The following is a 19,956-nucleotide window of genomic DNA, read 5'->3' on the forward strand; positions in this document are numbered from 1 at the left end:
TATAACTCGAGTCTTCAATTAAGCGAGAATGGTATTTAGAAAAGGTAGATCTAAAGCTTAAGTTTAGTGAAAGAATACAAATCAGCTGTAAGAATAGGGGGCGAATGCCCGTATAAAGCACATACTCAGTTAAGCTATTCTTGGGAAGAATTAGTCACTTTTTGTTTTACTGAGTGTTCTCTTTTTAGCTAAATCATTTTGTCGAGAATCGTATGTCATTGAAAGCCTTTACTTTATTCATTTTATTATCTGTTTATATCCAAGCAGATAAGCTCCATGACTATCAAAGTTTTTTTAAGGCCCATTGCCTTGATTGCCATAACGAAAAGAAGCAAAAAGGGAAAGTTCGTTTAGATAATATTTCGCTAAAAATCAGTAATCTTGAGGAAGCAGATCAATGGCAAGCGATTCTTGATGCGGTACAATCAGGAGAGATGCCACCAGAAGAAGAACCTGAGCCACCAGCGGCTGAGAAATTAGATTTTTTAAGTCAATTATCACATAAACTCGTTGAAGCGAGGACTGAACTCAGTGATTCGGGTGGAAAAGTCATTATGCGTCGCCTTAATCGCAATGAGTATGCCAATACTATAGAGTCTCTCTTAGGGGTGAAAGTTGAAGTGGGTAACCTGCCGGATGATCGCTCAGCGGAAAGTTTTGATACGGATGGCGGAGGACTCTTCATGTCCCCCGATCAGTTAGTTCAATATTTATCTATAGCTCGCGGAGCATTAGAAAAAACTTTTCGAAGAAGTCAGCCACAAAAAATCACTCAACAGCGTTATCAAGTGGAGAAGAAAAATGCTTTTATCAAGAAACAAAGAGAGAAATTGTTGAATGAATACAAGAGCGTTCAAGCTTTTCGAAATCGCACAAACCAAGAAGCGAAGCCCAGTGACTTTGGTATAAAAGATCTACGAGCTACACAAATTATTAGCAATGATTACAAACGTTTTTTTCCTGCATTCGAAAGATATTTAAATGATCCATTAAGCGAGCAGGGTTTTTTACTTGCTCTCTTTCGACCCATTCCTCAACTTGCGGTGGATTTAAAAACTCAAGTTAAGCAAAAAAATAATCCTCATAAAATGAAAACTATTTGGGCACCAGAGGGGATGTATAAGCTAAGAGCGCGTGTCGCAAAAACTGAAAATGCAGACCCCGAAAGATCATTTATGGATCTTAATATAATGACTGATGATGGTTTGAAGAGGGTAGATAGTTTTCATATAACGGCCTCAACAGATGATCCACAAATTATCGAAGCATTAATTGAAGTGAAAGAAGGTAGTCGACGGGTAGTACTATCAGAAAAATCGAATGAGGGTACAGCACGCGCTAAATTTGCTAAAAGTCGTATAGACAAAAGCAAGAATTACTCTGGACCAGGTCATGCAGTTTGGGTTGATTGGGTAGAGTGGGAAGGCCCCTTGGAGTTTAATCAAACGACGCAAGTACAAAAAATCCTTGAAGCAAGCCAATCAAAATTACCTGAGGAAGAATTGAAAGTTTTTCTCGAAGCTTTTGCGTATGAGGCCTTTCGAGGTGAACAGGCCAACGAAACTTTTATTGATAAGCTCATCAATATATACAATAAAGAAATGCAGTTAGGCAAAAATAGTCAGGAGGCACTTATTGAGCCCTTGGCGATTATTTTATCATCACCTAGTTTTTTATACCTGTCTGAAGCGAGCGTAGATAATGAGAAAAAACCTTTGTCACAAAGAGAACTGGCCAATCGTTTAGCCTATTTTTTATGGAGTTTCCCGCCAGATGAGCACTTGGTTTCATTAGCTAATAAAGGGCAACTCAAAGCTGAGGTTTTAAGAACTGAGGTCGATCGCATGCTGGCCAATTCTAAATCTAAAAATCTCTATCAATCCTTTGTATATCAATGGCTTGATATGGAGCGTCTTTACTTATTTCAGTTCGATCCTAAAAAGTACCCCAATTATGATGAAACTTTAAGAGATAACGCCGCCGAAGAAGTGTATCAAACAGTGAAATATATTGTCGATAATGATTTGAGCACTAAGAATTTAATTCAATCCAATTTTGCCATTTTAAACGGCATGATGGCAAGGCATTATGGTATGGGAAATGTTATTGGCGACGAATTTAGAAAGGTTGATTTGCCGAAGGACTCGGTTCGTGGAGGCCTCTTAGCTATGGCTGCGATATCCGCAATGGGCTCCGATGGTCAACATACCTCACCAGTGGAAAGAGGAGTGTGGGTCTTAAGAAAATTACTCAACAACCCACCGCCACCAGCACCTGCCAATGTACCGCAACTCAGTCGCTTGGAAGGGAAAGATTTAACGGTTCGAGAAATACTCAAAGTGCATCAAGAAGAGCCTCAATGCTCACATTGCCATAAAAAAATTGATCCCATAGGTTTAGGTCTAGAGAATTTTGATGCAACGGGACGTTGGCGCGCCGAAGATAATTACAGCAAAAAGAAGATCGCGATTAATCCTGCGGGATCTCTCTACAAGGGACCCTCATTTGCAAGCTATGAGGAACTGCGCGCAATTATTTATGAACGAGCCGATGACTTTAATTATGGACTCATCAGTAGTTTATTATCTTATAGCTTAGGGCGACCCATAGCATTTTCTGATCGAGCCTTAATGGATGACTTACATCTGAGAATGAAGAAAGACAACTTCAGTATGCGCAGTCTTATTCATGGAATAGTACAATCTAAAGAATTTCAAACAAAGAAGTAGAGGTAAATAATGGATAGAAGATATTTTCTAAAGGGTTTAGGGACGACTTTAGCCTTGCCATATATGAACTCCCTTCAGGGTGATGTGAAAAAAGATCATCAAAATAACAAAATGCTTTTCCTTTCTTTTGGCTGGGGCGTAACGAAACAGTCTTGGTATCCAAATAGTAAGCAAAGGGGCGCGGACTATGAACTGTCAGAAGGACTTAAACCCTTAGCCCGTCACAAAAAAGATTTTAGCTTAATACTTGGTACTGAGCATCAATTTAATAAACAGGGGCATTGGGGTAGCACCATGTTTTTAACAGGAGCAAATCGCTACGCAGTTCCAGGGCAAAGTTTTAGTAATACCATTTCTTGTGACCAAATAGCAGCTCAAGCCTGGGGAGCTAATAATCGTTTTTCATCTTTACAATTTGATTGTGCTAAGGCAAGTAGCTCGGGACATGGACCAGGGCTTTCAATGTCTTGGAATAGAAGTGGTAAACCCATGGCGGGAATGCAGAACCCGGTCTTGGTTTACAATAAACTTTTTGGTAATGAGGGAATGTCCATTGCAGAAAAGCAAGAACTGATTTCCAAGAGGGGAAGCTCATTAGATGCCATTTTATCTGATGCTAAAACAGTGAGTAAAAAACTTAATTCAGAAGATAAAGATAAATTAAATGAATACTTCGATTCCGTACGCGAAATAGAACTTCAGCTGAGTAAAGAACAAGCTTGGTTGGGTAAAGCAAAACCCAAAGCACCTTTGCAAGAACCGCAAAAAGGCTTAAAGGGCTATGATGAAATTAAGATAATGTATGACCTTTTAGTAGCGGCTTTACAAACGGACTCAACGCGAGTGATTACTTATCGCCAACCAGTAGAAAGCCTTTTACAAAGTTTAGATGTTGGTATTACCTCCCATAATATGAGTCATTACGGGCAGGGCGACCGCCTAGCAGTTTCTAAACTTCGTGATGAAAAGCAGAGTGAGCTTTTGGCCTATTTAATGGATCGTATGAAGCAGGTCAAAGATGTGAATGGTGTGAGCCTATTTGATTCAACTACATTAGTCTATGGCTCGAATATCTCTACCTCTCATACTCTTACGAACTGTCCAGTACTTGTGGCGGGTAATAAGAACATACTCAAATTAGGTGAGCATAAAATCATGCCCAATGGTACTCCTCTTAATAACCTATGGCTTACACTGCTCAATGCTAATGGACTCAAGCAAAAATCCTTTGGTGATAGCACTGGGATGATTGAAGACATTTTAGTCTAAGACTTTCTCGAGGATATTTTAGTCATTTTATTTAAAAAAAAAGTAACATCTGCATAATCAAGCCTGTAGTACTTTTATAGTCACTTTAAAAACTTCTTTTAAGTAATCGTATCTATTATTTTAGAAAAGATTAATAAAGCTGTCGCATTTTATTCTTGGGAAGCGAAAGAGGGTAAACGAGTAAAATAAAAAAGGAATATCATATGTTTAATCGCAGAAATTTTTTCAAAGGTGCGGGTGCTTTGACCGCAGGTTCACTTTTCACAGCTTCATGTGCAAGCCAAGAGCAAAAACCACTTTTTGATATTTCCTTGGCACAGTGGTCGCTTCACAGAAAACTAAAAGCCAAAGAATTAAACAATTTACAATTTCCTGAATTTACTAAAAAAACTTTTGGGATCAATGCAGTTGAGTACGTCAACAAATTTTTCCAAAGTACAGATGAGTCCTATTTGCGCGGCCTTAAGCAGCGTTGTGATGATAATGGAGTAAAGAGTTTGTTGATCATGTGCGATGGCTTAGGTCAACTTGGTGATGCTAATGAGAAAAAGCGTAAAATGGCTGTAGAAAAACACTTTGCATGGGTAGAAGCGGCAAAATACCTAGAATGCCATTCTATTCGCGTCAATGCTCGCTCAAATGGTACTTATGAAGAGCAAATGGGGCGCGCGGCCGATGGTTTAGCTTCCTTATCCGAATTTGCATCTAAGCACAATATTAACGTTATTGTAGAAAATCATGGTGGGCTCTCTTCTGATGGAGAATGGCTTGCCGGCGTGATGAAAAAAGTTAATATGAAAAACTGTGGTACTTTACCGGATTTTGGTAACTTCAAAGAATACGATCGCTATAAAGGGGTTGAATTGCTTATGCCTTATGCGAAAGGAGTTAGTGCCAAGAGTCATGATTTTGATGCTAATGGAAATGAAATACACACGGATTATCGCCGTATTATGAAGTTAGTTTTAGATGCGGGGTATCGCGGTCACGTAGGAGTAGAATACGAGGGTAAGACTCTCGGTGAAATTGAAGGGATAAAAGCCACACGTGACTTGCTCTTGAAAATCAGAGCCGAATTCAGCACTAAATACTCAGCATAGGTGAAACTATGCTGAAATTTCCAAAAAGATCTCTTTGGCTTTCTTCATGTTTAATTTTTTGTAGTCTGAGTTTATATTCAAAAAGTCCTCAGGACTATGAAAAAGCAGAAGCTCAAAAAATAAAAAACTTCAAGATGCCCGCAGGCTTTGAAGCCAAATTATGGGCAGATAAGTCGCAGATTACGAATCCCATGGCCATCGCTTTCGACTCGCGAGGTCGCCTCTTTGTGACCGAAATTCATCGCTGGCGTTTTGGTGTGGATGATATCCGCCACCGTCCCTATATGCTTTTAGATGATATACTCATTCAGTCAAATGAAGATCGTTTGACGATGTATAAAAAGCATTACGATAAGTTTCCAGAATCACATTACACAGCAAAGCAAGATGTGATCAAAGTTCTCGAGGATAAGAACGGCGATGGTCGGGCGGACAGCGCGCGAGTTTACGCTGATGGTTTTAATGATATTCTCGATGGGCCAGGTTTAGGTATCATCGAGCGCGATGGCAAAGTCTATTACACCAATATTCCTCATCTATGGATGATGGAGGATAGTAACGGAGATGGCCTTTCAGATAAAAGAACATCTCTACAAGATGGTTTTGGCATACGTATGAGCTATTCTGGTCATGATATGCATGGTTTAGCTTGGGGCCCCGATGGAAAACTCTATTGGTCAATTGGCGATCGTGGCTTCAGCTTCACAACAAAAGAGGGCAAGAAATTTCATGGACCTAATGAGGGGGCAGTTTTTCGCTGTGATCCCGATGGTTCGAATATGGAAGTGTTTTACGATCGTTTGCGCAATCCGCAAGAATTAGTTTTCGATGATTTTGGCAATCTTTTTACCGCTGACAATGATTCTGATAAAGGTGATCTAGAGCGCATCAACTACCTCATTGAGGGTGGTGACTCGGGTTGGCACGCAGGTCATCAAAATCTTTTGGCATTTGCCTCAAAACTTCAGTTTCGATCTTATGATTATGCAGAAAAAAGATCGTTGAACAGTGCATGGATAAGCGAGCGTTTATTTTACGCTAATGAAGAAAATCAACCTGCGTATGTAATGCCGACCATAGGTCAAATTTCTGGTGGACCATCAGGTTTTTTATTTAATCCTTCTAATTCATTTGGAGAAAAATTTAACAATAAATTTTTCGTCAACATTTTTAAGGGTGGTTCACCAAAGACTCGCATATCGATGTTTGATGTGGAGGAAAAAGGAGCAGGCTTTATAATGAAAAATTTAGAAGAATTTTTCACGGGCTCCAATCTCGTAGATCTCGACTTCGGCCCCGATGGCAAAATGTATATTTCTGAGTTCAATAATGGCGGTTACCTCAATCGTAATGAAGGTAATGTTTTTGTTCTCGATTTACCTGCTGAAACTAATAAAACTGAAGTTAAAGAAAATCAAAAAATCCTGACCAGTGACTTCACGAAATTAACTGCTTTAGAACTCTACGATTTACTCGCTCGTGATCACCAGCAAATTCGCTTACGAGCTCAATTTGAATTAGCTAAGCGTGATAATGCGGCCACATTTTTTGCGAAAGCCGCAAAAGATAGCTCTGCACCGCAGTTACAACGCGTTCATGGCGTATGGGGTCTAGGGATGGTAGCGCGTAAAAACTTAAAGCTCTTAAAGCCGCTTCAATCATTATTATTAGAAGACAAAGATGATCAGGTCCGAATTCAGTCGGCACGTGTACTGGGGGACCATCGTGACCCTTCAGCAGTCCAAGTCTTAGTTAAAGCTCTTAATGATTCTCATGCTCGAGTCGCCATGTACGCGGGGATTGGTCTTGGTAGAATTGCAGATGAGTCTGCGATCCCCGCAATAATTGAAGCGCAAAGAAGGAATGCAGCAGAGGATCGTTTTCTTCAACATGGTTTAATGATGGGGCTAGCGGGGCTGAAGAATTCTAAGGCATATGCGCAGTACGCCACAGATAAATCTTCCGCAGTGCGGATGATGGTACTTTTGGCCATGAGGAAAAACCTCAACCCGAACATTAAAGTATTTTTAAGTGATACAGATTCTAAAATTTCTTACGAAGCAATACGTGCGATTAACGATCGAGTCATCGAAGGCGGAGCCCAAGAAGCTTTGGCGCAGCTTTTAGTAAGTTTGCCTAAGCCAGAGAATAAAGTGGACGAGCTTATGCACTTACGAGTGATGAATGCCAATTTTTATTTAGGAGATGAAAAATCTGCCGAACGCCTGCTTAAATATGCTTGTCGTGAAGATCTATCCAGTGATATGATTCAAGAAGCAATTGCTACTTTACAGGCTTGGAATGACAAGGCTCCATTGGATAATACGACGGGTTTACCGCGAGACTATAAAAATGAACGTACAGAAATAAAAAATCTTCTTCATACATATTTAAGCAAACTCTTTAAAAGTGCAGAGGGCAAAGTTTTAGCTCAAATCAATCGTTTGGCAATAAGTTGTGATTTCCCTATAAATTCCGAGATTTTGTTAGTTCAATTAAATAATAATAAATTGATCGATGAAGTTCGTTTGGGAGCTTTAGACACATTAGTACAACGCAATGAATTGACATCTCTTCAATTGGAGAACTTACTTAAAGATAAAAGTGAGGCAATCAGATTAAGTTCTTTGCGACTATTAAATAAAGTCGATGTTTCAAAGGCTCAAAAAGCAGCTGCAAGAATAAGCCAAGCGGCTTCTACGGCGGAACGTCAGTTAGCTTATAGTTTAATGGCAAGTAACTCAGCCAATGATAAGCTTTTATTAGCTCAGCTCAATAAGATAATCAATGAGCAGGGTGATCCTTCCGTCATGCTGGAAATTTTAAATTCAGCACGTGCAAAAAAATCCCCTGAGTTTAAAAAGCTCTTGGAATCATATGATGCAAAAATGGCGAGTGCGAATACCACGCAAAAATTCTCTTATGCAATAGAAGGTGGCAATGTCGATCGAGGTCGCGATATATTTTTCAATCACGGCGCAGCACAATGTTTGCGTTGCCACAAAGTCAATGGCATGGGAGCAGATGTAGGCCCCGACTTGAGCCTCATGGGAAAAATGTATGATCGTCGCTATTTATTAGAAGCTATTGTAGATCCGGGTGCGGCCGTAGCGCCAGGCTTTGGTATTGCGAGCTTAAAGACTAATGATGGAAAAGTCCATAGCGGTACTTACATGGGAGAAAATGACAAAGAAGTCAAGATTAAGGGAGCTGATGGAAAAGTGATAAAGCATAAGCGCAAAGATATCAACACGATGATGCCACCCGTATCACCCATGCCACCGATGCATTTGTTGCTCAAAGGGGAAGAAATTCGCGATTTAGTAGCCTACCTAAAGAGCTTAGATAAGCCATTGAAAAAAAGAAAGCGGGATAAATCAGCCCATTAATTAATATGAAAAAAATCATTGTATTCATCTTCTTTTTAGCAAGTGTTTATGCGGACTCCGCAAAGCCCAATATCATTGTCTTTCTAAGTGATGATCAGGGCTGGGGAGATCTGAGCATTAATGGTAATAAAGATATTTCAACACCCCATATAGATTCCCTCGCTCAAGATGGTGCCTTGTTTGAAAACTTTTATGTTCAGCCAGTTTGTTCACCGACGCGGGCCGAGTTTCTCACAGGGCGTTATGCCTTTAGAAGTGGCGTTCAAAGTACATCAGAAGGAGGCGAACGCTTTAATCTGGATGAGCAAACAATCGCAGATGTTTTTCGTCAAGCAGCTTATGCAACAGCGGCATTTGGGAAGTGGCATAGTGGGATGCAGTATCCTTATCACCCAAATGGACGAGGGTTCGATGAGTTCTATGGCTTTTGTTCCGGTCATTGGGGGAATTATTATTCTCCCATGCTTGAACACAATGGCAAAATAGTTAAGGGCGAGGGTTTTTGTGTCGATGACTTTACTGAACGTGCGATGGCTTTCATGGAAGCCAATAAAGAGAAGCCTTTTTTTGTCTACCTGCCTTATAATACCCCTCACACTCCGATGCAGGTTCCGAGTCGTTTTTGGGACAAATTCAGTTCCAAAAAATTGAGTATGAAGAATAGCTTCAACAAGAAATCCGGACATGGTGAAGATTTTGTAAAAGCTGCTCTTGCCATGTGTGAAAATATTGACTGGAATGTGGGGCGCGTCCTCAACAAACTTGACGATTTGAATATCGCAGAAAATACAATCGTTTTATATTTTAGTGATAATGGACCCAATAGTCTTCGCTGGAATGGCAACATGAAGGGTAAAAAAGGAAGTACAGATGAAGGAGGGGTACGCTCACCTTTACATATGCGATGGCCGCGAAAAATCAAACCACAACAAAGAATCAAGGAAGTCACTGGAGCTATTGATTTACTAGCCACTTTAAGTTCTTTGGCAGGCGTCGAATTTCAGGGAAAAAAGCAATTAGATGGCTTAGATTTCAGTTCCTTATTGATTGATAAGAAAAGAGAATGGGACGAGGATCGCATGCTTTTGGCTTACTGGAAGGGAAAGTCGAGTTTACGATCTCAAAATTATCGTTTGGATACGCAAGGTAAACTTTATGATATGCGGAAAGACAGGCAACAAAAAAATGATCTATCAAAGCAATTACCAGAAACCCAAGCAAGACTTCAATCACATTTAAATGGCTTACTACAAGAAGTATCGGAGCAATTGCCCGCAAAGGATCAACGTCCCTTTCTTATCTGTCACGAAAATTTTGAATGGACTCAAATCCCGGCGCGAGATGGTCATGCCCATGGGGGGATAAAACGATCTAACCGTTGGCCGAATTGTAGCTTTTTTACTAATTGGACATCTTTGGACGATCGCATAATTTTTGATGCTTATGTCCAAGAACCAGGGACTTATGAACTTGAGATTTACTACACATGCCCAAAAGGCTCAGAGGGTTCTGAGTTTAAAATTAGTTTTGGAAAAAATTCCATTAAAGGTAAAATCATAGAAGCCCATGATCCACCCCTCTTTGGAATGAATCAGGACCGTAGCAAGAGAGCTGAATCATATGTCAAAAACTTTAAGCGTCTCAACTTGGGACAAATTGAATTAAATCAAGGAGCACAAAAAATAGAAATGCAGGCCCTTAAAATAGTAGCTGGCGAAGTGATGGATTTTCGTCTGCTCATGCTGCGTAGAGTTGAACAATAGGAATCTTTTCAGTCCTATAGGCTTTGATTAAATTTGACGTTTTTTTACTAAAAAAAAGCTTAGCCTACCAATATGATTTAATAAATGAATTTTATTGTTAAGACCATATCAGTGAATTGAAGTGTTCAGTCTTCAGTTCATATGAGAAATATGTTTAATTGCGAAAGGTCTTATATAATGAAAGATACAGTAAAAGTAGCCATTGTTGGTTTGGGTTTTGGTGCGGAATTTATTCCCATCTATCAAAGATATGCAGGTGTAGAATTGGCAGCAATCTGTCAACGTTCCGAAGAAAAATTAAATGAAGTTGGCGATCAATTTGGTATAAAAAAGCGCTATACTTCCTATGAAGAACTACTCGAAGATCCAGAGGTTGATGCAGTTCACATTAATACTCCGATTCCCAATCATGGTGAACAGTCCATAAAAGCTCTAAAGGCAGGTAAGCATGTGGCTTGTACTGTGCCGATGGCAACATCTGTAGAAGAATGTCGAGAGATTGTTCGTTTAACAGAAGAAAAAAAGCTTAAATACATGATGATGGAAACCGTTGTTTATGCCCGCGAATTCCTCTACATGAAAGAACTTTATGATAAAGGTGAGCTAGGGAAAATTCAATTTCTTAAAGCTACACATCAGCAAGATATGGACGGTTGGCCCAATTACTGGCCCGGACTACCCCCCATGCATTACGCGACTCATTGTGTGGGACCTGTTTTGGGCTTAACCCGAGCAGAAGCAGATGAAGTTTCATGCTTTGGGTCGGGAACAATTCGCGAAGAACTTATCAAAGAATATAATTCACCTTTCGCAGTAGAATCTTGCCACATAAAATTTAAAGATTCCGACCTCTCGGCTCATGTTTACCGTTCACTTTTTGATACGGCTCGCCAGTATCGCGAAAGTATTGAAGTTTATGGTTCTAAGAAATCGGTTGAATGGCCTTTGATTGAAGATGAGGGATTGGTTTTACATACAGCAAAAAAACCAGAGCCTGAAATTCCTGAAAAAATAGAATGTCCCGATTTTGCCCATTACTTACCAAAAGAGATTCAAAGTTTTACTAGTCATGGAGTATACAATAATGATGGTGATGAGCACCTTTCCTTTACACAAGGAGCTGGTCATGGCGGTTCACACCCACATTTAGTACATCAATTTGTCAGTATGTTACTCACTGGTGAAGACTCATACCCAAATGCACGAGAATCAGCGAATATTACTTGTGTGGGTATTTTGGCTCATGAATCAGCGCTACAGGGTGGCATCAATATAAAACTCCCAGATTTCACTTTTAGAAAGAAGTAAATTTTCTCTAATTATTTGGCGATGTAGCCCTAATCAGAACTCTTTAGGCTCGGGAAGTAAATCGACGAAGTCACCATCTTGTTTATGAAATTCTTCGATAGTTTTGGCGCGTAGCTTCTTGAGTATAGTTTTGTATTCGGGATTGACCGCGAGGTTATTGAGTTCTTTGGGATCTTTCTCGAGGTCATAGATTTCTTCAATAACATTATCCTTAAAGTGACGGATGTATTTATACTTGCCGTCGCGCATCATCATCCAGGCATAGAGTCCTTTGCGTTTAAAAGCATCGTAGTTTTTCGCTTTTAGCTCAGCATTAATTTTATCGCCATAAACATGAGTGGTATTGATCATTAGCATGGGAGAATTCAGCGAAGACTTAGGCTCTTTAAGTAGAGGCATAAGACTGCGGCCGTGCATTTTCCATTGCGATTTGATTCCAGCGAGATCGTGAATGGTGGTAGTGATGTCGACGCCACTTACGGGTTCTTTGCTCACAGTCCCCGCAGTCGTTAAATTCGGGGCTTTGATAATGAGTGGGGCCACAATATTAGCATCGTAGGGGAGCCACTTCTCCTTGGATCCATGCTGCCCCCAAGCAAAACCTTGATCAGAAGTAAAAATCACGATAGTGTTTTCCAGTTGGCCACTTTCTTCCAGAGTCTTCATCAAAGTTCCCACCGCTTCATCAAGAGATTTTACGGCGTTGTTGTATTTGATAACTGACTTACTGAAGTTTGCGGGTTGGCCATTTTTATCTTTTTTCCAGCGTGTCATGTTTTTTAAATGCTGTGGTTTTGTGGGGCGTGGACCAAAGATGTCTGAAGGAATTTCAACACTTACGTCCTTGTAAAAATCTTTGTGACGCTCAGCCGGGGTATAAGGACCATGAACACCAGGGTAGCAAAGCCACAGATACCAGGGCTTATCTTTAGGTTTTTTGATATAGTCCACGGCGATTTCAGTAAAACGGTCAGTTGTGTAGCCCCCAAGCGACTTACGTTCACCACCATTAGTGCGTACGAGAGAATTATTGAAGTATGCATATTTATTCTGCTTTGGTCCACCACGGTCCCAAATAACGGAGTAATCCCAATCGCGACCATGGCCCAGATCTTCACCTAAATGCCATTTGCCTATGCACGCAGTTTCGTAACCCTGCTGACGAAAAACAGAAGGAAAAAAGGGGAGTTTGTCTGGGTCATAAGATGCCATGGGGTAGTCAGTAATCTGAATAGAATCCAAGGAATGTTGAAGTAGGCCAGTAAGCTTACTGGCACGCGATGGCTGACACCAAGTTCCCGTGTAGCAAGAAGTAAACCGCATTCCCGAAGTAGCTAATTTATCGATATTTGGTGTTTGCACCCAATCATGAGCCTCATCATAGCAGGATACTGAACGATGAGTTTGATCGTCAGTAAAGATGTAGAGGATGTTGGCTCTTTTATCAGCTGCAGATATGGATGAATAAGCTAGAGATAGAAGTAAGAAATAGAGTGATTTTTTCATAGCTTTATAGCCCCGACTGATGACTGTTTTGAGTGGCAGATGTTTTAGAGATTTTTAATGGTTTCCAGACAGCAGAGTTTCCTTTTCTTTGCGCTTTCAACCAATTTAGAGCCGCGTGTGTAATAATTTGATGACCACCATCAAAGATATTAACCCTAGTGTGTTGAGTGAATTTTCGAGATAAAACCTTTTTTTTACCAAATAGCGGATCTTCACCTTTAAAAACTAATGTATTTGGAGGGATTTGGGTTTTGTAGAATTCTGTAATCAGATTATTGGGGATTTTGTGTTTTGGTTCAACAATTGCGTTAAAAGCATTTAAAGTGTGACAGAAGGGAACACTACCTCCTTTACGGCCGTCACTTATACCAGCACTTATATCAATATTGACTTCGCGTGCTTTATCTAAGTAAGTGATTGGAGAACGTCGTTTTGCCTGTGTTATTGCTAATTGATTTTTAGTGGGCTTTGCGTCAAGAACTTTTTCTATATGACGAGCATATTTGTCATACCGAGTGTTATTACATTCATTCCACCATTGGTTAAGATCAGAGATTGGTACCCAGGCAGAAACGCCCGCCCATATTTCAGGGTGACGCCCAGCCATGATCAAGGCCATATGTCCACCTCCAGATGAACCTATGAGGTATATCCGTTTATTATCCACTTGATAGTTTTTTTGCATGTATTGAACTGCATCAATTATATCTTGCACAGCTTTGTCAGAGGCGCATGCCTCAGAGTTGTTATTTGGACCCCGAAAGTTTGGGTGAATAAAGTGCCAATTATTCTCTAAACACCATTGTACTGCTTCTATTTGCCAGCCTGTTTGCTTGTAATCACCTGACCAACTATGAAGAGCAAGCAGTAGAGGGCGTTCTTTATTCCCTTTAGCGGAATATAGCTTCATTGGCTGCAGACTATTATCCATTGAGCTCGCGTATGTGATATCAATAATTGAATCTGGCCATTTTGCCTCAATATTAATTGATAGGATAATGAGAATAAGCAATAAAGTTTTCATTATTTTTTCTTTTTTAGAATAAAGAGTTGAGCAGAAAAATGCTGTTTTTAGCTATTTACTTCACACACGCTTTTAGCGTGAGGGAGAAGAGTTTGTGCGCAGCAGGAGCTGCGCGGTTCGAGGGTGATATGCAGGCGAGTCGTCTGCGATCCCGGATTAAAATTCTTTGAGAGAAAGAATTTCAAATTCCATTTTTTGGTGAACGCCAGAGTGAAGCTGTAGGCCGATGGGACCTTGATCCTTAATTTTCACACCATCATAGTTCACTGTTTGAGTACCATTGAGGAATACCTGCATGTTTTTACCTTTGACGATGATTTTCATCTCATTCCATTCACCGAGTTTATGTAATTCTTTAATTTGATTACTGGCAGCAGGATACTTCCCCTTTTTATCAGATGGAGCATAGATGCAGGCAGTTAGATCTTTTTTGAGTGAGCGAGAAACGCCGATTTGTACTTGGTGGCTATTACCTCGAAGGAAAACACCTGAGTCATAATCTTTTGAATCAGTTTTGAATTTAATGATGAGCTCATAATCTTTGAAGTTTTTCTTTGTCCAAAGAACGGAGTTTTTCTTGTCGGCATTTTCACCGATGATGAGTTGATCTTGACTTGTCCAGTAAGATTTCTCCGTTTTTTCTACCCATTTTTGACCGGCATTTTCTAATGCCAAAAGAGATGAGCTGAGAGCTAGTAGGGCGAGTGCGAATTTTTTCATATTACTTTCCTTGTGATTTGGTCTGGCTGTACCAGGTATTATAAGATTTTTTAAGAGCTTGAAGTTTTTCGGGGTATTGAGACGCGAGGTCATTGGACTCGTTTTGATCTTTAGACATATCAAATAATTCCCATTTCTTTCCCCAGAACACGGCTTTCCAATTTTTATCACGAACGCCACCTCCCTTTGACCATTGCCAAAAAAGTGGCTTGGCTCTATTAAGTACTTGAGCTGAAAAAGTGGGGGCAAGACTTGCTCCTTGCATGGGGGTGACTTTTGATGGATAGTTTGCACCTGTTAACTCAACATAAGTACTCATAATATCGATGAAATGAACAGGTTCACGATTAAATGAGCCGGGCTTAGATATTTTGTTGGGCCAATGAGCGATAAAAGGCGTGCGAATTCCACCTTCGTGAGAATAGTTTTTCCAGTTGCGGAGTGGGGTGTTTTGAACTGTCGCCCAAGCTTTGCCAACGGTTTCGAAACTGGCGACTTTCCCAAAGTCTTCGATCTTAGTTGATTTGCGTTTGGCGCCACTTCCTTCCGCGCAGGCACCATTATCTGAAGCAAACATGATGAGGGTATTTTCAAACTTGCCCTGAGATTTCAGCTTGGCAATAACTTTGCCGACACTGCGATCTACGTGCTCAAGCATAGCGGCGTAAATTTCCATTCTTAGCTTTTCTTTTTCGAGTTCAACTCCCTTGAGGCTAGACCATTGACGGTCAGGCCATTTTGCCAAAGGACTTTTTTCTGGATCAATGATTCCCAGTTTAAGCATGCGTTTGTAGCGTGCTTCACGAATGGCTTCGTAGCCCTCATCATATTTGCCTTTGTACTTTGCTATATCTTCCGGCCAGGCGTGGAGAGGGTAGTGGGGCGCAGTGTATGAAAGGTAAAGGAAGAAGGGCTGAGAATCGAGTTCTTTTTCGTCCATCCAGTCAAGAGCTTTGTTAGTGAAGGCATCAGTTACGTGAAAATTTCGATCTTCCGGAGTGTAGTTTGTGACAGTTTGTTCATCATCACACCAATAACGATCACGTCCTTTGTTTCCAGGTGCGGGTTCACCTTCGCGCTTCTTACCGGGGTTCCACATATTACAGCCGCCATCTCGCAAACCATAATAGTGATCAAAACCACGATCATAGAGATTTTCAGTGCCGTGATGTTTTCCCGAAGCAAAAGTTCTGTAGCCCGCTGTTTTGAGAACTTCGCCAAGGGTGGCGGAATTCAGCATCTTTGCATGTTTTTTATCCATGCCAGATTGCTGAGCGTAGATGCCTGTGAGCAAACAAGCACGAGAAGGAAAGCATTTAGCCGTATTATACATTTGAGTATAGCGCAAACCATTTTGCGCTAGGGAATCAATATTTGGGGTACTTATTTCGCCTCCATAGCAGCCCAAGTCTGAGTAGCCCATATCATCAACGAGGATGAAAATTATATTGGGTTTCTCTATGGCAATTAGACTAGAGACTAAGCTAAATAAGAGAAAATAGTACTTCATATGAGACCTTAAAAAATATTTGTTTTAAGATCATATAGGATAGAAATGGCTATTGCCTCAATCAAATCACGAAAAAAAGGTTAAATTTGCGCAAATACTTACTTTATATACAAAAATACGCTTTTTTTGTCAGATAGTTCTATTTAGTGTGTTATTTACATAAATAATCCGAAAGATTATCAAGTTTCCAGTGAATAAGCTTTATGAAACAATAATGAGATACCAAAAGAGATACGATGAATAAAATTTTAATGACCTTGCTGATTACTGTATTTTTGAGTTTTAATATTTACGCTCAGAATAAACCGAATATTCTTTGGCTATTTCAAGAAGACACTTCTCCCTGGATGGGCTCTTATGATTATGCTCCTCAAAAGGGCAAAACTCCCATCATTGATAAAATGGCTAGTGATGGAGTACTTTTTAATCGAGCTTTTGTACCTGCTCCCGTTTGTTCATCTTGTCGTTCAGCTGTGATCGTTGGTGCCAATCAATTTCGCTTTGGCGGTCATGAGCATCGCTCCCGCAGGGGTAAAGCGGGTTTGCCACTTCCAGAAGGAATGAAATTACTTCCTCAGCTATTTCAGGAAGCAGGTTATGCTACTTTTAATCAGGGCAAGGATGATTACAATTTTACCTATCCTTCGAGTACATATATCAAAGTTAATGGAAAACAAAGCTCTATGCCCTGGCGAGAGATGCCGAAAGACAAGCCTTTCTTTGGGCAGATTCAGCTCAAGGGAGGAAAGACTAATACCACGAAATTCCCTGAGGACAGAAGAACTGATCCTGCCAGTGTGACTGTTCCTGCAGATTATCCTCAGAATCAAATGTATCGCGAAATCGTGGCTCAGCATTGCGATACAATTCGCTCCGATGACGATCGTATTGGCCTCATCCTTTCGGAACTTAAGAAAGACGGTTTAATGGATAAGACGATAGTTGTGTATTTCTCTGACCACGGCGCTAATAATTTGATTCGTCACAAACAAATGCCAACTGAAGCAGGTTTGCACGTACCTCTTGTCATCATAGGTCCGGAAAAATGGGTGCCAAAGCAAGGCACTAGAAATGATTTAGTGAGTATATTGGATGTCTCTGCAACGACTTTAACATGGGGAGGAATTGAATATCCCGAATGGATTGAAGGACAAAATTTATTTGCTCCGGATTTTAAAGAACGCTCATTCGTTGGCTCAGGTCGCGACCGTTGTGACCACACGATTGATCGCGTTCGCACGATACGAACAGACAAGTATCGCTACACACGCAATTATAAGTTGGATAGAGTTTTTCTACAGCCACAATATCGCGATAATAAAGACTACCTTAAATTCATGCGAAGTGAATATGCCAAAGGAAGCCTGGATCCAAAGTTAGCAGAAATTTATTTTGGTGAACGCCCAGCTGAGGAACTCTATGATATTAGCCTTGACCCGGCTCAAGTGAATAACTTAGCAAAACTTCCTGAATATAAATCTGTGCTCGAGGAACATTGCCAGATTCTAGAATCGTGGCTTGCCAAAGGAGACCTTGGAGCAGGGCAGGAACCAGATATTGAGCTTGTGATGAACGGTAATGGACGATTTAAAGGTGTCAATGAAGAATATGAACGCGTGCGTACCGATTCAGATGGTGACGGTTTATCAGACCTCTGGGAAAAATATAACAATCGTGATGCTAATGATGGCAAGCTACAATTCGAATTTGATTGTGGTGGTTGGCAAACAGAAGGCTGGAAAGCTGAGGGTGAGCAAGAAAATATTGCAGGGCGTCAGGGCTTTTTAGATTTCGAGTTAAAAGCCGAGAAAGCAACAATCACTCGTAGTGGATTAAAAGTTGATACGAGCCGCAATCAAGGTCATTTACAGATAAGACTACGTTCAAACCAGCCTGCTGAGATTAAGTTTTATGCCAATGGCAAGCTTATTTCAACTACCAAGCTTTCAGGGGCTAATAAGTTCGATGACAAGCAATTTAAGCTCAGTGAAAATTGGTCTGGAATCATTAAAGACCTCAAACTCGAATTTAATGCTCCCAAAGGAACGAAATTTGAAATCGATTGGATGCGAATTTAATAAAATGCTTTAAATCTGTCTTTGGCTTTGTTATTTTAAATGTCTTTTGTATACTGGTGGCATCTATAATTAATTAGCCTTGAGCTAAATAAATAATTTGCCCAAAGGGACTTATAATCATGACAATACTTTCAATACGCCCGGCGGCTAAAGAAATAACTTACGTACTCATCAAAAATGATAAATCAGATAAACTTGATTTGATTGCACAAGGAAGCCTAAAATTAGCAAAGAGTACTTCTCGTACTGCTGATATAGCGGATCTCTATAAGCAATTAAAAAAGCTGATGACTACAGAGCAAGTCAACTATGTGTTGATTAAGGCAAGTGTGGTTTCGCAGGATATGACATTAGCCCATTTACAGACGGCTGAACTTCGAGGTAGTTGTGTGATTGCGGCGACAACGTCAAAAGTACAGCTTAAACTCATTACTCCAGCAGTGACTTTCGCTAAATCTGGGAAAGTAAAAGAGACCCTAAAAAATGACGATTTATTTGAAAGAAATATTTCTGGAGAGCTGCCAAAAACAAAGCGTGATTTAGCTCTTCTAGTAATCAATCATTTAGATAGAAAATAAGTCTAACTCATTACATTTTATGAGGCCTCTGACAATCATACTGTCGAGGCCTTTTTTGGTTTTAAGCTCTACTAGCTGCGTAAAGTCGAGCCGCTTCGGCCTCTTCTCTAGCGACTTCAATTTCCTCAAGAACTTCATCAACATTAGCGAGTTTTTCGTCAGCAGTAAATTTCCCACTCAAAATTGTCTCGGGTCTAAGTTCACCGCTTTCATAAATCTCCCAGATCTCGGGGCCATATTGAGTCTCCAAAATTTCGGGTACATGCGCACCAAAAAAGAGTCGTAAATTATTGACGTCGCGTTCAAAGATCATTTTTGCATTGTTATTTGCAGAGGCATCAACTGCTTGGGGCAAATCAATGATGACAGGTCCATGTTCGTCGACGAGGATATTGTACTCTGATAGGTCACCATGCACCAAGCCCGCACACAACATGCGTACGAGCTCAGTCAAAAGTATTTGATGAAACTCTGCTGCGATCTCCGCATTCATTTCCACTTCACTCAATCTTGGTGCAATATTACCATGTTCATCACTGACGAGATCCATGAGTAAAACGCCATCAAAGCAACCGTAAGTTATGGGAACTCTAACGCCCGCATCAGCTAAACGATTGAGGGCATGAACTTCGGCGTTTTGCCATGAATTCTCTTCTTCTTTTCTTCCGTAATTAGATCGCTTTGCCATGGCGCGGGCTTTACGAGAATTGCGCTCTTTGCGACCCTCGCGATAAATAGATGAATTCTGAAAACTTCTTTGGTGCACATCTTTATAAACTTTGGCACAGCGATACTCATCATTTACTTCGACAAGGTAAACTTTAGCTTCTTTACCGCTCATAATGGGGCGAATAACTTTATCGATTATACCATCTTCCAAAAGAGGTTTGAGGCTTTTTGGGGTTTTCTTCAAGTTAACTACCTAAATAAATGATTGTGTGATTAATGAATAAGTATCAATCACAAAAAGCCACATTTATAT

At 40.4% G+C, this 19,956-nt stretch carries 13 protein-coding genes; 8 read left to right on the forward strand and 5 right to left on the reverse strand.

Annotation, left to right across the window (positions count from 1 at the left end; genetic code table 11):
* Positions 1-212: 212 nt before the first annotated feature.
* The 6 genes from PQO01_RS13890 to PQO01_RS13915 all read left to right on the forward strand — a co-directional run bounded on the left by PQO01_RS13890 (position 213) and on the right by PQO01_RS13915 (position 11,558).
* Positions 213-2,729 carry a DUF1592 domain-containing protein gene (locus tag PQO01_RS13890; RefSeq protein WP_274314688.1) on the forward strand — a complete coding sequence of 839 codons (2,517 nt, stop codon included), beginning with the start codon at positions 213-215 and terminating at the stop codon, positions 2,727-2,729.
* 9 nt (positions 2,730-2,738) lie between these two features.
* Complete coding sequence (locus tag PQO01_RS13895; RefSeq protein WP_274314689.1) at positions 2,739-3,998, forward strand: DUF1552 domain-containing protein; 1,260 nt, start codon at positions 2,739-2,741, stop codon at positions 3,996-3,998.
* A 203-nt stretch (positions 3,999-4,201) separates the two neighbouring features.
* On the forward strand, positions 4,202-5,098 hold the full coding sequence (locus PQO01_RS13900) for a TIM barrel protein (RefSeq protein ID WP_274314690.1): 897 nt from the start codon (positions 4,202-4,204) through the stop codon (positions 5,096-5,098).
* A gap of 8 nt (positions 5,099-5,106) precedes the next feature.
* Positions 5,107-8,487, forward strand: coding sequence for a DUF7133 domain-containing protein (locus tag PQO01_RS13905; RefSeq protein ID WP_274314691.1), 3,381 nt, complete (start codon positions 5,107-5,109; stop codon positions 8,485-8,487).
* Positions 8,488-8,492: 5 nt separating this feature from the next.
* Positions 8,493-10,250: an arylsulfatase gene (locus PQO01_RS13910; RefSeq protein ID WP_274314692.1), complete on the forward strand. Its 1,758-nt coding sequence runs from the start codon at positions 8,493-8,495 to the stop codon at positions 10,248-10,250.
* A gap of 177 nt (positions 10,251-10,427) precedes the next feature.
* Positions 10,428-11,558, forward strand: a complete 1,131-nt coding sequence (locus PQO01_RS13915; RefSeq protein ID WP_274314693.1) for a Gfo/Idh/MocA family protein — start codon at positions 10,428-10,430, stop codon at positions 11,556-11,558.
* A 33-nt stretch (positions 11,559-11,591) separates the two neighbouring features.
* On the opposite strand, the gene PQO01_RS13920 is transcribed toward PQO01_RS13915, so the two are convergent.
* The 4 genes from PQO01_RS13920 to PQO01_RS13935 all read right to left on the reverse strand — a co-directional run bounded on the left by PQO01_RS13920 (position 11,592) and on the right by PQO01_RS13935 (position 16,318).
* A complete protein-coding gene (locus PQO01_RS13920) occupies positions 11,592-13,064 on the reverse strand; it encodes a sulfatase-like hydrolase/transferase (RefSeq protein ID WP_274314694.1) in 1,473 nt (490 codons plus the stop codon).
* Positions 13,065-13,068: 4 nt separating this feature from the next.
* Positions 13,069-14,088, reverse strand: a complete 1,020-nt coding sequence (locus PQO01_RS13925; RefSeq protein ID WP_274314695.1) for an alpha/beta hydrolase family protein — start codon at positions 14,086-14,088, stop codon at positions 13,069-13,071.
* A 156-nt stretch (positions 14,089-14,244) separates the two neighbouring features.
* Positions 14,245-14,808 (reverse strand): 3-keto-disaccharide hydrolase, encoded by a 564-nt coding sequence (locus tag PQO01_RS13930; protein WP_274314696.1) that lies wholly within the window; start codon positions 14,806-14,808, stop codon positions 14,245-14,247.
* A 1-nt stretch (position 14,809) separates the two neighbouring features.
* A complete protein-coding gene (locus PQO01_RS13935; protein ID WP_274314697.1) occupies positions 14,810-16,318 on the reverse strand; it encodes an arylsulfatase in 1,509 nt (502 codons plus the stop codon).
* A 236-nt stretch (positions 16,319-16,554) separates the two neighbouring features.
* On the opposite strand from PQO01_RS13935, the gene PQO01_RS13940 reads away from it, so the two are divergent.
* Complete coding sequence (locus PQO01_RS13940) at positions 16,555-18,396, forward strand: sulfatase family protein (RefSeq protein ID WP_274314698.1); 1,842 nt, start codon at positions 16,555-16,557, stop codon at positions 18,394-18,396.
* Positions 18,397-18,515: 119 nt separating this feature from the next.
* A complete protein-coding gene (locus tag PQO01_RS13945; RefSeq protein ID WP_274314699.1) occupies positions 18,516-18,974 on the forward strand; it encodes a hypothetical protein in 459 nt (152 codons plus the stop codon).
* A 61-nt stretch (positions 18,975-19,035) separates the two neighbouring features.
* On the opposite strand, the gene PQO01_RS13950 is transcribed toward PQO01_RS13945, so the two are convergent.
* Entirely contained in the window at positions 19,036-19,887 is an 852-nt protein-coding gene (locus PQO01_RS13950) for a PA4780 family RIO1-like protein kinase (RefSeq protein ID WP_274314700.1), read from the reverse strand.
* Positions 19,888-19,956 lie beyond the last annotated feature (69 nt).

Source organism: Lentisphaera marina (genome assembly GCF_028745505.1).
Taxonomy (GTDB): Bacteria; Verrucomicrobiota; Lentisphaeria; order Lentisphaerales; family Lentisphaeraceae; genus Lentisphaera; species Lentisphaera marina.

What these genes read in the sequence shown, in the direction of transcription:
- PQO01_RS13940 (WP_274314698.1), top strand. Translation starts at nt 16,555, where the DNA reads ATGAATAAAATTTTAATGACCTTGCTGATTACTGTATTTTTGAGTTTT.
- PQO01_RS13895 (WP_274314689.1), top strand. Translation starts at nt 2,739, where the DNA reads ATGGATAGAAGATATTTTCTAAAGGGTTTAGGGACGACTTTAGCCTTG.
- PQO01_RS13935 (WP_274314697.1), bottom strand. Translation starts at nt 16,318, where the DNA reads ATGAAGTACTATTTTCTCTTATTTAGCTTAGTCTCTAGTCTAATTGCC.
- PQO01_RS13920 (WP_274314694.1), bottom strand. Translation starts at nt 13,064, where the DNA reads ATGAAAAAATCACTCTATTTCTTACTTCTATCTCTAGCTTATTCATCC.
- PQO01_RS13905 (WP_274314691.1), top strand. Translation starts at nt 5,107, where the DNA reads ATGCTGAAATTTCCAAAAAGATCTCTTTGGCTTTCTTCATGTTTAATT.
- PQO01_RS13910 (WP_274314692.1), top strand. Translation starts at nt 8,493, where the DNA reads ATGAAAAAAATCATTGTATTCATCTTCTTTTTAGCAAGTGTTTATGCG.
- PQO01_RS13915 (WP_274314693.1), top strand. Translation starts at nt 10,428, where the DNA reads ATGAAAGATACAGTAAAAGTAGCCATTGTTGGTTTGGGTTTTGGTGCG.
- PQO01_RS13945 (WP_274314699.1), top strand. Translation starts at nt 18,516, where the DNA reads ATGACAATACTTTCAATACGCCCGGCGGCTAAAGAAATAACTTACGTA.
- PQO01_RS13900 (WP_274314690.1), top strand. Translation starts at nt 4,202, where the DNA reads ATGTTTAATCGCAGAAATTTTTTCAAAGGTGCGGGTGCTTTGACCGCA.
- PQO01_RS13925 (WP_274314695.1), bottom strand. Translation starts at nt 14,088, where the DNA reads ATGAAAACTTTATTGCTTATTCTCATTATCCTATCAATTAATATTGAG.
- PQO01_RS13930 (WP_274314696.1), bottom strand. Translation starts at nt 14,808, where the DNA reads ATGAAAAAATTCGCACTCGCCCTACTAGCTCTCAGCTCATCTCTTTTG.
- PQO01_RS13890 (WP_274314688.1), top strand. Translation starts at nt 213, where the DNA reads ATGTCATTGAAAGCCTTTACTTTATTCATTTTATTATCTGTTTATATC.